The organism is Pseudoalteromonas sp. CO342X (assembly GCF_004208915.1).
In the GTDB taxonomy this organism is placed as follows: Bacteria; Pseudomonadota; Gammaproteobacteria; order Enterobacterales; family Alteromonadaceae; genus Pseudoalteromonas; species Pseudoalteromonas maricaloris.
Genome location: NZ_SGPH01000035.1, coordinates 127,061 through 142,859, shown reverse-complemented (window position 1 = coordinate 142,859; position 15,799 = coordinate 127,061). Strand labels below are relative to the sequence as shown.

At 42.6% G+C, this 15,799-nt stretch carries 13 protein-coding genes and 1 riboswitch; of the genes, 9 read left to right on the top strand and 4 right to left on the bottom strand.

Annotated features, from left to right (window positions below; all coding sequences use genetic code 11):
• The first annotated feature begins 1 nt into the window (after position 1).
• The 4 genes from EXT47_RS16045 (at position 2) to EXT47_RS16030 (ending at position 4,883) form a co-directional block, all read left to right on the top strand.
• Positions 2-922 (top strand): ornithine carbamoyltransferase, encoded by a 921-nt coding sequence (locus EXT47_RS16045; RefSeq protein ID WP_010374249.1) that lies wholly within the window; start codon positions 2-4, stop codon positions 920-922.
• A gap of 11 nt (positions 923-933) precedes the next feature.
• Positions 934-2,145 (top strand): argininosuccinate synthase, encoded by a 1,212-nt coding sequence (locus tag EXT47_RS16040; protein WP_130127041.1) that lies wholly within the window; start codon positions 934-936, stop codon positions 2,143-2,145.
• 14 nt (positions 2,146-2,159) lie between these two features.
• Positions 2,160-4,025 carry an argininosuccinate lyase gene (argH, locus tag EXT47_RS16035; protein WP_130127040.1) on the top strand — a complete coding sequence of 622 codons (1,866 nt, stop codon included), beginning with the start codon at positions 2,160-2,162 and terminating at the stop codon, positions 4,023-4,025.
• 402 nt (positions 4,026-4,427) lie between these two features.
• Positions 4,428-4,883 carry a hypothetical protein gene (locus EXT47_RS16030; RefSeq protein WP_223193776.1) on the top strand — a complete coding sequence of 152 codons (456 nt, stop codon included), beginning with the start codon at positions 4,428-4,430 and terminating at the stop codon, positions 4,881-4,883.
• Positions 4,884-5,440: 557 nt separating this feature from the next.
• On the opposite strand, the gene EXT47_RS16020 is transcribed toward EXT47_RS16030, so the two are convergent.
• Together EXT47_RS16020 and coaD are read right to left on the bottom strand one after the other, a co-directional pair.
• Positions 5,441-6,799: a capsule assembly Wzi family protein gene (locus EXT47_RS16020; RefSeq protein WP_039492790.1), complete on the bottom strand. Its 1,359-nt coding sequence runs from the start codon at positions 6,797-6,799 to the stop codon at positions 5,441-5,443.
• Positions 6,796-7,278, bottom strand: coding sequence for a pantetheine-phosphate adenylyltransferase (coaD, locus tag EXT47_RS16015; protein ID WP_010374242.1), 483 nt, complete (start codon positions 7,276-7,278; stop codon positions 6,796-6,798). Before coaD ends, EXT47_RS16020 begins: the two co-directional genes overlap by 4 nt.
• Before the next feature lie 185 nt (positions 7,279-7,463).
• On the opposite strand from coaD, the gene EXT47_RS16010 reads away from it, so the two are divergent.
• Positions 7,464-8,120: a TetR/AcrR family transcriptional regulator gene (locus EXT47_RS16010; RefSeq protein ID WP_010374241.1), complete on the top strand. Its 657-nt coding sequence runs from the start codon at positions 7,464-7,466 to the stop codon at positions 8,118-8,120.
• 219 nt (positions 8,121-8,339) lie between these two features.
• Positions 8,340-9,797 carry a tRNA uracil 4-sulfurtransferase ThiI gene (gene thiI, locus EXT47_RS16005; RefSeq protein ID WP_130127039.1) on the top strand — a complete coding sequence of 486 codons (1,458 nt, stop codon included), beginning with the start codon at positions 8,340-8,342 and terminating at the stop codon, positions 9,795-9,797.
• A 444-nt stretch (positions 9,798-10,241) separates the two neighbouring features.
• Here thiI and EXT47_RS16000 read toward each other — a convergent pair whose 3' ends face one another.
• Both EXT47_RS16000 and EXT47_RS15995 read right to left on the bottom strand, forming a co-directional pair.
• Positions 10,242-11,144 (bottom strand): ketopantoate reductase family protein, encoded by a 903-nt coding sequence (locus EXT47_RS16000; protein WP_130127038.1) that lies wholly within the window; start codon positions 11,142-11,144, stop codon positions 10,242-10,244.
• The gene (locus tag EXT47_RS15995) at positions 11,137-11,487 is read right to left on the bottom strand and encodes a VanZ family protein (RefSeq protein ID WP_236596531.1); all 351 of its coding nucleotides are present in this window, start codon (positions 11,485-11,487) and stop codon (positions 11,137-11,139) included. The genes EXT47_RS16000 and EXT47_RS15995 overlap by 8 nt, the downstream gene beginning before the upstream one ends.
• A gap of 152 nt (positions 11,488-11,639) precedes the next feature.
• Here EXT47_RS15995 and EXT47_RS15990 point away from each other — a divergent pair, with 152 nt between their 5' ends.
• The 3 genes from EXT47_RS15990 (at position 11,640) to EXT47_RS15970 (ending at position 15,758) form a co-directional block, all read left to right on the top strand.
• Positions 11,640-12,122, top strand: a complete 483-nt coding sequence (locus EXT47_RS15990; RefSeq protein WP_010374237.1) for a YajQ family cyclic di-GMP-binding protein — start codon at positions 11,640-11,642, stop codon at positions 12,120-12,122.
• An 89-nt stretch (positions 12,123-12,211) separates the two neighbouring features.
• A riboswitch (cobalamin riboswitch) is annotated at positions 12,212-12,458 on the top strand.
• Positions 12,459-12,492: 34 nt separating this feature from the next.
• Positions 12,493-14,355: a TonB-dependent receptor gene (locus EXT47_RS15985; RefSeq protein ID WP_130127037.1), complete on the top strand. Its 1,863-nt coding sequence runs from the start codon at positions 12,493-12,495 to the stop codon at positions 14,353-14,355.
• A gap of 425 nt (positions 14,356-14,780) precedes the next feature.
• Positions 14,781-15,758, top strand: coding sequence for a hypothetical protein (locus tag EXT47_RS15970; protein WP_045990561.1), 978 nt, complete (start codon positions 14,781-14,783; stop codon positions 15,756-15,758).
• The last annotated feature ends 41 nt before the right edge of the window (positions 15,759-15,799 follow it).

Genomic DNA, 15,799 nt, shown 5'->3' with positions numbered 1-15,799 from the left:
CATGACTAAGCATTTTTTAACTGGTTTGGAATTAGACCAAACTAACGTTTTGAACTTATTAAAGCTTGCAAAAAATATTAAAAATCAACCGCAAGAATACAACCAAGCCTTAGCTGGCAAGTCGATAGTCACGCTATTTGAAAAGCCGAGCTTAAGAACACGGTTGTCGTTCGATATCGGTATTCATAAATTAGGCGGCCATGCTGTGTATTTAGATCAGCAAAACGGTGCAATGGGTGCGCGTGAATCCGTAAAAGATTTTGCGCTTAATATTTCGACTTGGGCCGATGGCCTTGTGGCTCGCGTAAATCACCATAGCACGCTTGAAACGCTCGCTGAGTTTTCGTCGGTGCCTGTTGTGAATAGCCTATGTGATTTATATCACCCTTGCCAAGCGTTGGCTGATTTTCTCACCTTATTTGAAACTTACGACGATGTCAGCCAGATCAAAATCGCTTACCTCGGTGAAGGCAATAACGTAACACATTCATTAATGTTGCTTGCGGCAACATTAGGCACTGATTTTGTGGCGGTTTGTCCTAAAGGCCATTCTCCAGATGCACAAATTGTAAAGCAGGCTGAACAAATTGCAGCGGTAAATGGTGCCTCAGTTCTGGTCAGTGATCGGGTAGAAGCGGCGGCTGGCGCTAATGTGCTCTACGCTGATACTTGGGTTTCTATGGGGAATAAAACGCCAATTGAACAGGTGAAAGACACCTTTATGCCATATCAAATCAACCAACAATTAGTTGAAGCGTGTGGCGCACAAACCATTTTGCATTGCCAGCCAGCACATCGTGAGTTTGAAATTACTTCAGAAGTGATGGACGGGCCAAAGTCAAAAATTATTCAACAAGCTGAAAACCGCATGCATGCCCAAAACGCATTGCTGGTATCGCTGTTAAACAAAGATTACGTTTGAGGTTAAAGAACATGAGCAAGATTAAAAAAGTGGTACTGGCTTACTCTGGTGGATTAGACACATCAGCGATTGTGCCATGGTTAAAAGAGAACTACGGTTGTGAAGTTGTCGCCTTTGTTGCCGATGTAGGTCAGGGTGAAGAAGAATTGGTTGGGGTTGAAGAAAAGGCAATCGCATCGGGTGCCTCTGAGTGCTATATCGTCGACTTAAAAGAAGAAATGGTTAGCGACTATATTTATCCAACTCTTAAAACTGGCGCTACCTATGAAGGGACATATTTACTGGGTACTTCAATGGCGCGTCCTATTATCGCCAAAGCACAAGTTGAAATCGCGCGTAAAGTTGGCGCGGATGCACTTTCTCATGGTTGTACTGGCAAGGGGAACGATCAGGTGCGTTTTGAATCTTGCTTCTCAGCGCTTGCGCCTGATCTTAAAGTGATTGCACCATGGCGTGAATGGTCGTTATCAAGTCGTGAATCGCTGCTTGACTATTTGGCTGAGCGTAATATCCCTTGTGCAGCCTCTGCTACCAAAATTTACAGTCGTGATGCCAATGCTTGGCATATTTCTCACGAAGGTGGTGAATTGGAAGATCCATGGAATGAGCCAAGCGATCAGGTTTGGACCATGACTAACTCTCCAGAAGCCGCACCGGATCAGCCTGAATATGTGTCTGTATTAATCGAAAAGGGTGAAATCACCGGTGTTAACGGTGAGCGTTACAGTCCTTATCAGTGTCTAGTTAAGTTAAACGAGATTGCAGCACCGCACGGTGTTGGTCGTGTGGATATCGTTGAAAACCGTCTAGTCGGCATGAAATCTCGTGGCTGTTATGAAACACCGGGAGGTACTGTGATGATGGCTGCGTTACAAGCGATTGATGAGCTTATCTTAGACAAATCTTGTCGTAAATGGAAAACCGCGCTTAGCGAAGAGTTTGCACACTTAGTTTATGACGGTCGCTGGTTTACCCCACTGAAAGATTCAATTCTAGCTGCTGCAGAGTCTTTCGCACAGCAGGCAACTGGCGAGGTGGTGCTTAAGCTTTATAAGGGCCATGTACATGCCGTGCAAAAGCAATCAATCAATAGCTTATACAGCGAAGATTTTGCCACATTTGGTGAAGATGACGTATATGACCAATCTCATGCGGAGGGATTCATTCGTCTATTCTCACTATCTAGCCGGATAGCGGCGTTAAACAAGCAAAAGCAGTCTTAAGGTAGGAGAGCGAGATGGCATTATGGGGCGGCCGTTTTTCATCAGGTCCTGATGAGGCATTTAAGCAATTTAATGATTCTCTGCCATTTGATTATCAATTGGCAGAGCAAGATATTGTTGGCTCTATCGCTTGGGCGGGTGCGCTAAAGCAAGTAGAAGTATTAACTGAAAGCGAACATCAGCAGATCATCTCTGCGCTGAAACAGCTTTTGGATGAAGTGATTGCTGATCCGCGTAGTGTAGCAACCGCGGGACATGAGGATATTCATTCTTATGTTGAAGCTAAACTTATCGACAAAGTGGGTGATTTAGGTAAAAAGCTGCACACAGGTCGAAGCCGTAACGACCAAGTAGCCACTGATTTTAGACTGTGGAGTCGTAAAACGGCGCAGCAACTGCTTGTGGCACTGAATTCACTAAAGCAAGCTCTAGTAACACTCGCAGAGCAGGAGCTTGGTACTATTTTACCAGGCTACACCCATTTACAGCGTGCTCAGCCAGTACTCTTTAGTCATTGGTGTATGGCTTACGTTGAGATGATTGAGCGTGATGAGTCGCGCTTAAATGATGCGCTTGAAAGGTTAAATGTATGTCCACTTGGCTCAGGTGCGCTAGCGGGGACTGCTTATCCTATCGACCGTGAAGTGTTGGCCGTTAACCTTGGCTTTAGAGAAGCCTCCCGTAATAGTTTAGATGCGGTCTCTGATCGTGACTTTGTGGTTGAGCTACTCAGTTGTGCGTCTATTTCGATGATGCATTTATCTCGTTTTGCTGAAGATTTGATCTTTTACAATTCTGGTGAGTCTGGCTTTATTGATTTGGCTGACAGCGTGACGTCCGGCTCATCCTTGATGCCACAGAAAAAGAACCCTGACGCCTTAGAGTTGATCCGTGGCAAAACAGGCCGAGTTTTTGGTGCCTTTAGTGGCATGATGATGACGCTTAAAGCTTTGCCTTTGGCCTACAACAAAGACATGCAGGAAGACAAAGAAGGCCTATTTGATGCCATGCCAACTTGGCTTGCGTGTATTCATATGGCTGAAGCATGCGTTAAAGGCATTAAGGTTAATGGTGATAAGACGTTAGCGGCTGCAAAAGGTGGTCACGCCAATGCGACAGAGCTTGCTGATTATCTCGTTGCTAAGGGAATACCGTTTAGGGAAGGCCATCACATCGTCGGTGAATTAGTGCAGTTAGCAATTAGTAAGGGGCAAAACCTCGAGGATCTGAGCTTAGAAGAATTCCAGCAAGTCAGCGCAGTAATTGCAGAGGATGTCTACCCAGTACTAGAAATTGACGCTTGTATTGCCGCTCGTAAAGCATTAGGCGGCACCTCATTGCCACAAGTGACCAATGCCATTAAAACGGCAAAAAAAAAGCAAAAAATCCTAGTGCGTGATGCCAATTTAGATGATGTTGAAGCCATTGCCGGACTGATCCAATATTGGGCTAAAGTAGGTGAGAACCTACCGCGAGCGAAAAGTGATATGATCCATAGTATCAATGAGTTTGCGGTAACAGAGGTCGGTGGCAGGGTGACAGGATGTGCATCTTTGTATATTTACGACACTGGGCTTGCTGAAATTCGCTCTTTGGGTGTAAATCCCGAGAGCGAAATTAAGGGACAAGGGCAACTTTTAGTCGAGCATTTGCTAGTGAAAGCCAAAAAATTGGCACTCAATCGTATTATTGTGCTAACTAGAGTGCCTGGCTTCTTTATGAAACAAGGCTTTAACAACTGTACCAAAGATAGCTTGCCTGAAAAAGTGATGAAAGACTGTGAGTTGTGCTTGCGTAAAGATAACTGTGATGAAATTGCAATGGATTTCATTATAAAACAAACATCTAGCTTAAGTATTCCATGTAAATTTGTGGCTTAACATCCAACTTTTATAGAATCAAAAAGAGCGCTAGTAAGCGCTCTTTCTGTATGTAAATCAACCGATTGAAATTAATTTAATAAATGTTGGCATGTCTCGTGCTATGTAAATCTCGATAATTTTTAGGTGACTCACTTTTAGAGTTAAGACTAATTTGTAAATATTGAGGGAAATTCAATGCTAAAGATGATTCTAGCGAGAAAAAATCAAGCTAAAACAGCTGGTCAAACAAAGTCGCTTTCTGATAAGGTAATTCAATCTGGAAGTAAACTTGAGATGGTATCTGGCGCACGTGGAAGTGTAATTACTCCGCCTGGGTCTAAAGAACCGTACTAATGATTAATGTTAATTTATGACTTTTTTGGTATGAGTATAGGAGCCCTTGTTATATGGGGCTTCTTGATGGCCACACTGCTACATCTATTTTTTTATATACTAAAAGTCCAGAAAAATTTACAGCTACTCCTTGCTTCTACTCTGTTATTTATCTCCTACTTTGTAAGCGATTTTATCATTGTTTCTGATAGCTATAACACAGCTATTCACGGCATATTTGCTTTATTTGATCTCTTTACTTTATTAGCTCTTTTTCTTGCCACTTATACTTTTTTTAAAGATGAAAAGCTTGAGGTGGGCGTTTTATATACTATGATAGGTTTGGCTATTAATACTGTTATGTTCTTCTTTATGTATATTGATACATATATTTATGAAAATGTAACGCGCTGGCTGTTATGGTATTTGTACTCATATTTAGTGATTTCTGTGGACTTTATTATGGTTACTTCTCTATTAGTCAATAAAGATTGGTTAGGTATTAAATGGGCTATAAGTAAGGTGAGAGCTAGGGTAGCTTGAAGTTGTGGTCGATTTTCACTATTTGTTTTACTTGTTTCTTAGTAGTTTACACTCATGGATTCTACTGTTTGTTGCACTCTTTAACTTTGTTCGAGCAACTAAAAACCCTAAATTTAAGCAGCTCAGTGGCATTTCGTTTCTCCTCGCAGGTTCATATTTTCTCACAATACCTACATTTTATTTTTGCGAGTCAAAAGGCTGGTTAACTGGTACAGCGGGGTTCTATGATCTTTCAATTTACTTTATATTTTTATTCTTAGATATCTCTACAATACTTTTGCTAGTTAAGCTATTTAAGTTTCCAGAATTTAGACTGACAAGAGTAGTGAAGTCCTATGTGATAGGTTTTTTAACAGTAAACTCATTTCTTTTTGTTTTAATTATAAGTGAGGATATTATTACTAATCACCGAGTGGATAAAGAGTATCGTGATTGGGTTTACTGGTTATACACTATCGGAATGTATATAACCGATTGGCTTTTAATTGTCGTTTTGCTTATTCCTAAGGACTTTCTTGGATTATACGCCATAATAAAAGAGCGGCGATGGCCGCTCTTTAAAACTGATATTCCACGCTCAACGTGAGTGCTGCGTGGCTTTCGTCTTCTTCCTGAGACTTATCTTGCCATGCCTTAAGGCCAATTTTAGCAAGCGCGCCAAACACACCTTGTTGGTAACCGAGCTCGAGCTGGTTTCGCTCAACGTCTAGTGTGTCAAATTCAACTCGTTTTAGTTTGGCATAAGCACCAATGCCATCTGTGCTGAAGTAATCTAACGCGAGAGTGAGGTTTTTAGCGTCCAATCCCGAGCTTGCTCCAAGCCAAAGGTCGCGTTCACGATAGTTCGCTGAATCTACTGTATTGCCTCTTGGGCAAAGCGCGAGCTTTAGCTCGTCTTTACAATCAATGCTTGTATCTGAGTATTCAATAAAGCTTTTGAGACGATAGTCTTTCCTACCCCAATAACTTTCAATACCTAGGGTGTACATTGGGTTGCTTGGTAACGCACCACTGTCGTTATTGCCTGCAAACTCACCGTATAAAGCGAGCGGTTGATTAGCTATCCGAGTGGAATATTTGAAGTCAACGCTGGTGAGGCGTTGTGTTTGCTTTTCGCTTTCAAGGTTTTGTTGTTGATAAACAAAGTCGCTGGATGTTGTACTAAAGCCAAGCTCTAACCCTTGAATTGGAAAAGCTGCCGCTCTAAACCCCCAAAAATCACCACCCTTTTTACTGGCTATACTTGGGCGTTGTTTTGCCATAATGGCCGTCACTTGCCAAGGACCAACGAAAGAGAGAAAGCTCGGTCCAATGTAGTTGTTATTGGCACGACTCAAACGAACCGCCTTCATGGGGGCTGCGTTGTTTGAAAGCATCAGTGCATTTTCGTTGCTCGGTCCCCACCAGTAGCTTAGCCGCTCAGCGCTGAGAGACCAATTTCCAAACAGCACTGCGAGGTGGCTGCCGTGGTGATTCACGTATTTTCCATCTTGGCCTTCATCTGCGTAGTTAACCGCAACTTTAGCGCTAACAGCACCACCTGTAATAACGCCATAAGTACGCAAACCTGAACGTTCATTTTGACGTTCACCAAAGCCTGTTGAGCGCTCTTCAGCACCGTTAAAATGTGCTTTTACACTACTATATCTTTCTCTTTTTGCTTGTTTTAGCGCATGGCGTAAATGTGCCAATGCAAAGCTTGCGGTTTCAGAGAGATTTCTGTCATCAATAGCGGCGAGGTCATTAACAATGCCGCTCCATAGCAGAGGATATTGATTAACCGGACGATTTATCACGCCTTCTGCAACCAGTAAATCTATGCTGTGTTTAAGCTCACTTTGCGACACCTCTATCCAAGGTGAAGCGTGCGCATAAGTACCAACCAATACGGCTAGGGATAATAGGCACTTTTTCATCCGTGTAGTTTTTCCTCTAAAGCTTTGGCAACCAGCGGGTGAACAAATTCACTGACATTGCCTTTATGAAGCGCAACTTCTTTTACTAAAGTTGACGAGATAAATGAATTCTTTTCAGATGGCGTTAAAAATACGCTTTCCAAATCGGGATGTAAACGGCGATTCATATTGGCCAGTTGGAACTCATAGTCAAAGTCAGACACCGCGCGAATACCGCGGATCAGCACGTTGGCTTTTTGCTCTTTTGCTAAATCAACGAGTAATCCTGAAAACCCAATCACCTTTACATTTTTATGTGACTTTAAAATTTCTTCAGCCAAAGCAACACGTTGCTCTAGTGAGAAACAAGGCTGTTTATTTGGGTTATGGGCAATTGCCAAGATCACGGTATCAAACATTTTTGCTGCACGTTTGATTAAGTCTTCATGTCCATTAGTGAGGGGATCAAATGTGCCAGGGTAGAGGGCGATGACTTTCATAAGCGTAACTATGTTGAATTTTTTTGTATGGTAACAAGGTTTTTTTGAAAAAACACTGGTCAGCTTTGTCGGATCTAAGCTTATCTAGAGGTAAAATTAGTGCTATTTTTTCACATGGAGCGCGCAATAGCCTAGTAACCCTAGCAATAGCGCGACCACGTTATCAACAAAGATAGAGAATCGTAATGAATACCAAGGAAAAAATAATACGTACCAGCATCGCGTTATTTAATTTGCATGGAGAGCGCGCGATTACGACAAACCATATAGCGTCCAGTTTGGGGATTAGTCCTGGCAATTTGTACTATCATTTTAAAAATAAAGAAGACATCATTCGGCAGATATTCGCCCTTTATAGCGAGCATTTAAATACGCATTTTAAGCCACTGGAGCAGCACAACGAACCACTTGAGCAGCTAACTCAATATTTAGACTCCTTGTTCGACCTGATGTGGCGTTATCACTTTTTCTACGACAATCTGACAGACATTTTGGCTCGTGATGATGAATTGAAAAAAAACTACATTGCTTTTCAGTCACGCTTACTTGAGCAAGTAAAAGCGGTAGTAATTGGCCTAAGAGATACAGGCGTGATCACCATAGATGATGACGATGCTAAAGAGCTTGCGCATATGTTGAAAATGACTGTTAGTTTCTGGACTCCTTATGTTAAAGCCAGAAGAATGACTGGCGTCCTTGAGCAACAAGATATATACAATGGCATTGTTAAAGTACTGATGATTTTTAAACCTTACGCGACGCCCATGAGCGCACCGAAAGTGGCACAACTTCAGCAGCATTATCAAGCACTAGCAGAGGCGAGCTTACCGAGTATTGCTTAGCCTTAAATAATTAAGGGGGCCTTTTGCCTGGGGGAGCACGGGCAAAAGGCTTTGTAGAGCACAAAGGGAAAAGGTTTGTTTATTTCCTAATCGGCTCTGAGTTTGATATACTCGCGCGCCCGAACTGTCCCTCGGTCAGTGTGCGCCACGATAAAGTCCGCTTAGGTCAAATCAGTGCGTCATCGCAACCGATAATCGATCTGTAGTAGAGTGACTTTTATGCTTAAATTTATCGTCAAATTACATCCCGAAATTGCTATTAAGAGCAAATCCGTCCGTAAGCGTTTTACCAAAGTATTAGAGAAGAACATCAAAATGCTGTTGGTTCGCGTTGACGAAAACGTAAAAGTTAAAAATAACTGGGACAATATCTCAGTGACGAGCGAGCTAAGTGACGAGAAAACCCGCCTTGGTCTAATCGACCACCTTAAACGCACACCAGGTATTGTGCAGTTTATTGAGGTGCAAGAAACACAGTTCGATACGCTTGATGATATCTACCAACAAACGATTGCTTTGGTTGAGCCATTGATCAAGGGCAAAACGTTTTGTGTACGCGTAAAGCGCCAAGGTAAGCATGAGTTTACTTCAAGCGACGTGGAGCGTTATGTTGGTGGCGGTTTAAACCAAAATGTAGAGGGTGCCAGCGTAAGGCTGAAAAAACCTGATGTGACGGTTAAAATCGAAGTCAAAGACAATAAAGCTTACATCGTTCGTCACCAGCACTTTGGTCTAGGTGGCTTCCCACTACCAACGCAAGAAGACGTGCTGTCTTTGGTTTCTGGCGGATTCGACTCGGGTGTTGCGACTTATCAAATGATGCGAAAAGGCGCGCGTACGCACTTTTTGTTCTTTAACTTAGGTGGCGCAGCCCACGAAATTGGCGTTAAGCAAGTGAGCCACTACTTGTGGAAACAATTTAGCTCTACCCACAAAGTTAAATTTATTACGATTGACTTTGAGCCAGTTGTCGCTGAAATTCTTGAGAATATCGAAAACGGACAAATGGGCGTGGTACTAAAACGCATGATGATGCGTGCAGGTGCTGTAGTCGCAGAGCGTTTGGGGATCCCTGCACTGGTAACTGGTGAGAGTATTGGTCAAGTATCAAGCCAAACCTTGGCTAACCTTAACGTGATTGACCGTGTTACAGAGATGCTGATCTTACGACCGCTTATTCAACACGATAAAGAAGAGATCATTCGTATTGCCAGAGCGATTGGCACCAATGAAATGGCAGAAGCAATGCCTGAATATTGTGGTGTGATCTCTCAAAAACCAACGGTAAAAGCACAGCTTCACAAGATATTAGCTGAAGAAGAAAAGTTTGACTTTGATGTATTGAATACAGTTGTAGCTAACGCGACGGTAAAAGATATTCGTGATATTGAAGCTGAAGCAAAAGAAGAAGTGAAAGAAGCGGAATCGGTAAGTGAATTACCTGACAACGCGGTGGTATTAGATATTCGTTCTCCAGAAGAGGAAGATGCCAACCCTCTAGAGCTAGATGGTGCACAAGTGATCCACTTGCCTTTCTTTAGATTAGCCACTAAGTTTGGCGATTTACCACAGGACAAAGAATACTACTTGTACTGTTCGAAAGGCGTAATGAGCCAGTTACAAGCGCTTATTCTGCATGAAAATGGCTATGCTAACGTCAAGGTGTACCGCCCTTAGAATAAAGCATGTTAACAAGCGTTGGGTGAGGCTTAAGGATTTACCCAACGTGCGTTTTTTGTGGGGGTTGCTTGTTTATCCCCGTTTATTTACTAGGTATTTTGTAGCTGCCTTCCACAGTTAGTATCAAAGCGCATCCATGCGCTCCTCGTTCATTCTTTTGAAACGACGCAATCGAGCGAATCAAGAAAACGTCGCCCTGACATCATACTGAATCCTAAACCAAAAAACTGATAGGAAAGCAACCGACATCCCGCCGGCGCATTGCATATCGGCTTATGTTTCTCAGGTGTGATGAAAGGGGTATTAGCTGCTTATGAAATCTTCTACGGTTTTAGCAGTTAAGCTGCTTGCAAGTATTGCAAAAACTCTCAACGAGCTGTATCCCTAATTCGCTGTGCAAATAGTTTAGTGGGAGGCGGTTTACCCGCCGAGAAGCTAAGCCTATTGTCGCGCTAGCTGCCAGCGCTTGTTCACTTCATCAAATAACTGTTGATTAAACGGTACATCAATATTTTGTTTTGCTGCTAGCTCGCAAATATAGCCGCACATGGCGTCAATTTCTGTGCGCCTGTTATTCGCGATATCCTGATTCATTGAAGAGCGATTGTTTGCAGTTTGCGCCATTACGGTATAAGCAAGCGCGACTAGCTCGCTAAGCGCTAAGGTTACGCCTGTACTTGCGGCCACAAGCTGTACTTCATTCATTAAATTAAGGATTTGGGCTGCGTATTTGGGCTGTCTTAACTGACCATTTGCGACTTGTTCCAATGCACTTAACGGGTTAATGGCAATATTAACCGCCAGCTTTTTCCAAAGCGTTGGCATGATATCAAACGTGGTTTGGGCATTTTTAAATGTGCTAAACAGTTGCGAGAATACGCGCTGGTAGTGGCATTCTGCTGGTGAATTTAACGGCCCAAACCAAGTTGCACCTTGTCCTGTATGGTGCACAGTGTCTGCGACTTTATAGCCCGCAATGGATGTGCTTAAGAAGTAGGCGGATTGTGTTTTTTCAAGCGCTGCTAACTCACCAGACCAATCTACCATGCCATTATGACTAAGGATTAGTGCGCCATTTTTTGAAAGAGCAGGGCGAAGCGCTCGGAGTACTTCGATTACTTGATATGCTTTAACGGGAATGATTAGCGTATCTATACTGCTGGCAGGGAGTTCTGCAAGTGTTTTGGTGCTGCATGGGATGGTTTGTTGAATACTTGCTGTTTGATAGCGATAAGTCGCCGCGCGTTTATTTCGAGTGATCAGCGTAATTTGATGAGATTGACTAAGGTGCTGGGCGAGCAGTAATCCTATCGCCCCTTCACCTAAAATATGTATGTTAGCCATGTTTTCTGTTGCGCCAACTTGCCCAAATATAAAATAAAACAAAATAACTGACCGCACCGGCTAAATCAGCCAAAAAGTCAGCGGTAGATGCTTGGCGATACGGTAATGAATGCTGCATCCACTCAATTCCTGCACCGTACAAGGACAGTAGCACTATGTGTGTCCATACCTTTACTTTAAAAGCATGGTGAGAGATAAACGCAAGCACAAAAAATACACCAAAATGTGCCACTTTATCGATATTTGGGAACAGCTTTGGAGACAAGCTAATTTCCTTTGCGAATAGCACCGTACATATAATTAAAGAGATAATCAAAAGAGCTTTATAAACGCGCCGTGTCACAATACATCCTACTTCTGTATGACTAAGCGAGCAGTATACCATCGAAAACTGTCCATTGGGTGAACATCCTAATACGCTGTTTAAAAACTTAAAGTAACTCAAATTAGGCATAAACTGCTATAATCGAGCCAAAATGACTTTAGGAGAGAAGCATGCCTTCATTTGATATTGTATCTGAAATTGATATGACAGAAGCAAAAAATACCGTAGACAATGCGGTTCGTGAGCTTGATACACGTTTTGATTTTCGTGGCGTAGATGCGTCAATCGAGCTAAGCGGTGAAATGATTAACCTCAAAGCGGAAGCAGAACAGCAAGTTATGCAATTGTTCGATATGTTAGTGGGTAAAGCGGCAAAGCGTGGCCTTGATGTGGCAAGCTTCGAGTTAAAAGACATTGAGCGCTCTGGCAAATACGTTTCACGTAAGGTGGCGTTAAAGCAAGGCATCGACAAAGAGATGGCGAAAAAACTGGTTAAGCTTATTAAAGACTCAAAAGTTAAAGTTCAAGCATCAATTCAAGGCGATACGGTGCGTGTAACGGGTAAAAAGCGTGACGATTTGCAAGAAACGATGCAACTGGTTCGTACCGGTGAGCTTGGCCAACCATTTCAATTCAAAAACTTCCGCGACTAATTACGCTTTACTTCATTCCAAAAGTGCATAGATTGCACTTTTGGATTTCTAGACGTCCATTGACAATCATTCCGAAACCCAAGACAATAGCCTCGCATTTTCAAGGTGCTGTACACAACCTAGTGTGGTTGCTAAGTGTATAGATAATCGGGAAACTGGTGCGAACACAAGGGAACATCTAATTGCGTTAATCAACAATAAATTGAATAAGACAGTTTATTGCACGTGATTAGCTTGGATCGGTTCTATGCCAGCGCTGCCCCCGCAACGGTAGAGTGAACTGCTAATTTGCAGGTTTACTGAGCCCGGAGACCGGCCTTGAAACAGTCACTTTGTGTTCTTGTACGGTGGGTACAAGTTAGGGGAAACCATGTTAAATAAAACTGCTCTAAGCGCGGCGATAGCGACGGCGCTCTCTTTTTCAGCATTTGCTGATCAAAATGTTGAACATATCACTGTTACTGCCAATAAATTTGAACAATCTCTAGAAAGCGCACTGTCTGCCATTACGGTTATAGGTCGTGCTGAAATTGAAAAAAGCAATGTTCAAGATGTCGTATCGCTACTCGATAATGTCGCTGGTATTCAAGCGGTTAGAAACGGTGGCTTCGGCCAAAGTGTGAGTTTATTCCTACGCGGTAATGACGCTAAGCATACGCTAGTGTTAATTGATGGGGTTCGAGTGACGGATGCAAACTCCGGTGACAATTCGCTCACTAATTTACCACTTAATAGCATCGAAAGGATTGAGATCATTCGTGGTGCCAAAGCTGCGATTTATGGCTCAGATGCCATTGCTGGCGTGATTAATATTATTAGTCGCGAAGGGAATAATAATACTATCGCGCTTACGACTGGGAGTAACAATTACTCTAAGACCGAAGCAACGGTAAATTACAAAAAAGACAAGTTTAGCATTGCAGCTAATGCGGGTTACACTCATACCGATGGCTATGATGTGATTGAGAAAGACCCAGAAGCTGCAATCACAAAAAACCATGACCGTGATGGATATTATAACGGTAATGCCGGTTTAAATGTGCAGTATGGTGATGAAGAAAGTGGCATTTTTAGCTTACGTTCACAGTACAGTGAAGGTGAGGGGGAGTATGACTCTTTTGGTAGTGATGCTTACCGTTTCCATAACTACACCAATAAGTTGGCGTGGAAAAGACGTACTGACAAGTTTAGCCAAAGTGCGTCATACAGCTTAGGTAAGGAACAAAACGTTCAAATCGGTAATAGTGCTGACGATAACGCTTATGTCACCAAACGCAGCCAATTTGAATATCAGTCGCAATATAGTTTAACTGAAGCTTTGATCTTCACGGGTAACTTTACCTTTCTAAATGAAGATGTTGGTGATTCTACCGCCTCTTTTTCAGAGCCTGAGCGTGATAACTTATCTTTAGCACTAGGTGGGTTTTACAACGATGAAAATTGGCTGGCAGAGGTTGTACTGAGAACGGATGATTATGATTTTCATGGTCGTGCAAACACCTACACGGTTGCTGTAGGCAAGCAACTCATGGATGGCCTGAGTGTTAAGTTGAATCATGGTACTGCCTTTAGAGCACCTTCTTTATCACAGGCGTTTGTGATTGATAGTCCTTACTATCTGCCTAACCCAAATATTAAGCCGGAAGAAGCCACTAATAACGAAATTATTGTCACATGGAGCGGCGAGAACTTCCGTGTGGAAGCTGCGGTATACGATAACCGTATTACCGATAAAATCGTTTATCAGCAAAATGATAAATGGAAATATGTCCCTTACAATGTTCAGTGCGCTGACTTTGAAGGTGCTGATCTTTCTGTTGAAATTGAAGACAACTTTGGTATCGAGCATACGGTAAATGCGAGCTATGTGAGTGCTAAAGACGCAGATACCGATAAGCAATTACAGCGCAGAGCGAGACGTACCTTAACTTATTCAGTCAGTAAAGAGTGGGAAAATGTTGACGCAACACTGACCTTAGTCCATAGAGGTAATCGTGACGATAAAGTATGGGGAGCTGAAGGTGCATATACAGTGACTTTACCGTCATATACGCTGTTTAACTTAGCTGCTAACTATACGTTTTTCGACGGATTCAAGTTAAATGGCCGAATTGAAAACTTAACCGATAAGCGTTATTTCAATGCCACAGCGGGCGAAGCAAAAGATGGCTCTTTACTGGGCTATAAGCCACTAGGTAGACAAGCCTACGTTGGTGTGAGCTACAGCTTCTAATGCGTTAACTGCTTTTCAATACCTAGAGTGATCCATCATGAGTAATGGATCACTTTTCTTATTTATCATTTAGGGCCTGTTGACCTTTGCTGTTTGATTTTTGTTCTTCTGAGTGTGTTTTTATCGCGACGCTCGACTTGCCGCCTAGTAATCTAGGCAAAAGTTGAGCAACAATGAACAAAGCGCACTCAGGTGAACCCAAAGGGCAGCGCTTGACTGGCATTTCTACTGTGTTATCACCTGACTTACATAGAATAACTATGCTACGCAGGCTCTGCCTTGTATAAATACCAGTCAAACTGCTGCAAAAACAAACTTGAAAGATCAACAGGCCCTAGTTGCATTACATTTGTAACTGGTGTTCTGCCTTACATGTGGTTGATAATAGCTTTGATTTGTATTATTACTACCTTAAGGAAAAGAACATGAAGTCACTATTATTTGGGTTACTCACGCTTGGGATTGTCACATCAGCACAAGCCTCACAGCCTGAAAGCCAGCTTGAACCTCAATTTTCAACACAATCAATGACGGGCGATTTCGCTTGGTTTAACGCGCCATCGCAAACCTGTAGTCGGATCCGCAGCATGATGTACTATCGTCATCCTGGCAACGATCACCTAACGCCTATATCTGTGCCTGTGATTTATACCGGTGGAGAGTGTTGGTCTACTGGCAGGACAACATCTAGCCAAGGTCCAAAGGAAATGTATACGCAGGTTTCAGATATCATTCATCAGCAATTTTCGAATGTGGAACATAACTACAAAGAGTTGACGACCGATATCGTCAACAATATTGCCGCGCAATCTAGTTCAAATAAAGTGAGCCACACGACTAGTCTCTACGGCACGATGCATATGAAAATCGCAGGTAGAGTCGATGCACAAAATAAAGTACCAGTGTTGATCGATGGCTTCGATTTGAAGTCTTACGCTAAGTTTCGTAAGAAGCAGCTTGGAATGAATATTTATATCCATGTCTATATTAACAACGAAAATGTCACCATCAAAGGTAAGTATGATGTACGTACCCAGCAGCTTGAGTTAGATCCTTTAATTTCTAGCTTTAAGCCTGTGGTGACGACAAAAGTAGATCTGCCGTGGATCCTCGATTTGATAGATACCTTGACTCCGGGGATTTTTGACAAGCTTTATACAGAATTTAGCCGTATTGTGATTGATGTGTTTGAATTCTTGGGTGTGGATATGAGCGAAGATATTCCGCAGGTCATTAAACACAACGCCCAGTTAATCAATTCAGGTGTCGTTCCGCTTAAAGGCTTAGATACCTTAAGACCTGGTGATACTGCGAATTTAGAAATGGAAGTAACGCGTGGGCATTTGCGGATTAAAGATGGCCACACTAGTTTTTATGTATTTGCTATACCTATGTTGCCGTAAGGCGTAAGCCGAACGCAATCTATTGCGTTCGGCACACAAGT

Coding starts and splice junctions, on each gene's coding strand:
- thiI (WP_130127039.1), top strand. CDS start 8,340: ATGCTTAAATTTATCGTCAAATTACATCCCGAAATTGCTATTAAGAGC.
- EXT47_RS15990 (WP_010374237.1), top strand. CDS start 11,640: ATGCCTTCATTTGATATTGTATCTGAAATTGATATGACAGAAGCAAAA.
- EXT47_RS16020 (WP_039492790.1), bottom strand. CDS start 6,799: ATGAAAAAGTGCCTATTATCCCTAGCCGTATTGGTTGGTACTTATGCG.
- EXT47_RS16010 (WP_010374241.1), top strand. CDS start 7,464: ATGAATACCAAGGAAAAAATAATACGTACCAGCATCGCGTTATTTAAT.
- argH (WP_130127040.1), top strand. CDS start 2,160: ATGGCATTATGGGGCGGCCGTTTTTCATCAGGTCCTGATGAGGCATTT.
- EXT47_RS16030 (WP_223193776.1), top strand. CDS start 4,428: ATGGCCACACTGCTACATCTATTTTTTTATATACTAAAAGTCCAGAAA.
- EXT47_RS15985 (WP_130127037.1), top strand. CDS start 12,493: ATGTTAAATAAAACTGCTCTAAGCGCGGCGATAGCGACGGCGCTCTCT.
- EXT47_RS15970 (WP_045990561.1), top strand. CDS start 14,781: ATGAAGTCACTATTATTTGGGTTACTCACGCTTGGGATTGTCACATCA.
- EXT47_RS16000 (WP_130127038.1), bottom strand. CDS start 11,144: ATGGCTAACATACATATTTTAGGTGAAGGGGCGATAGGATTACTGCTC.
- coaD (WP_010374242.1), bottom strand. CDS start 7,278: ATGAAAGTCATCGCCCTCTACCCTGGCACATTTGATCCCCTCACTAAT.
- EXT47_RS16045 (WP_010374249.1), top strand. CDS start 2: ATGACTAAGCATTTTTTAACTGGTTTGGAATTAGACCAAACTAACGTT.
- EXT47_RS16040 (WP_130127041.1), top strand. CDS start 934: ATGAGCAAGATTAAAAAAGTGGTACTGGCTTACTCTGGTGGATTAGAC.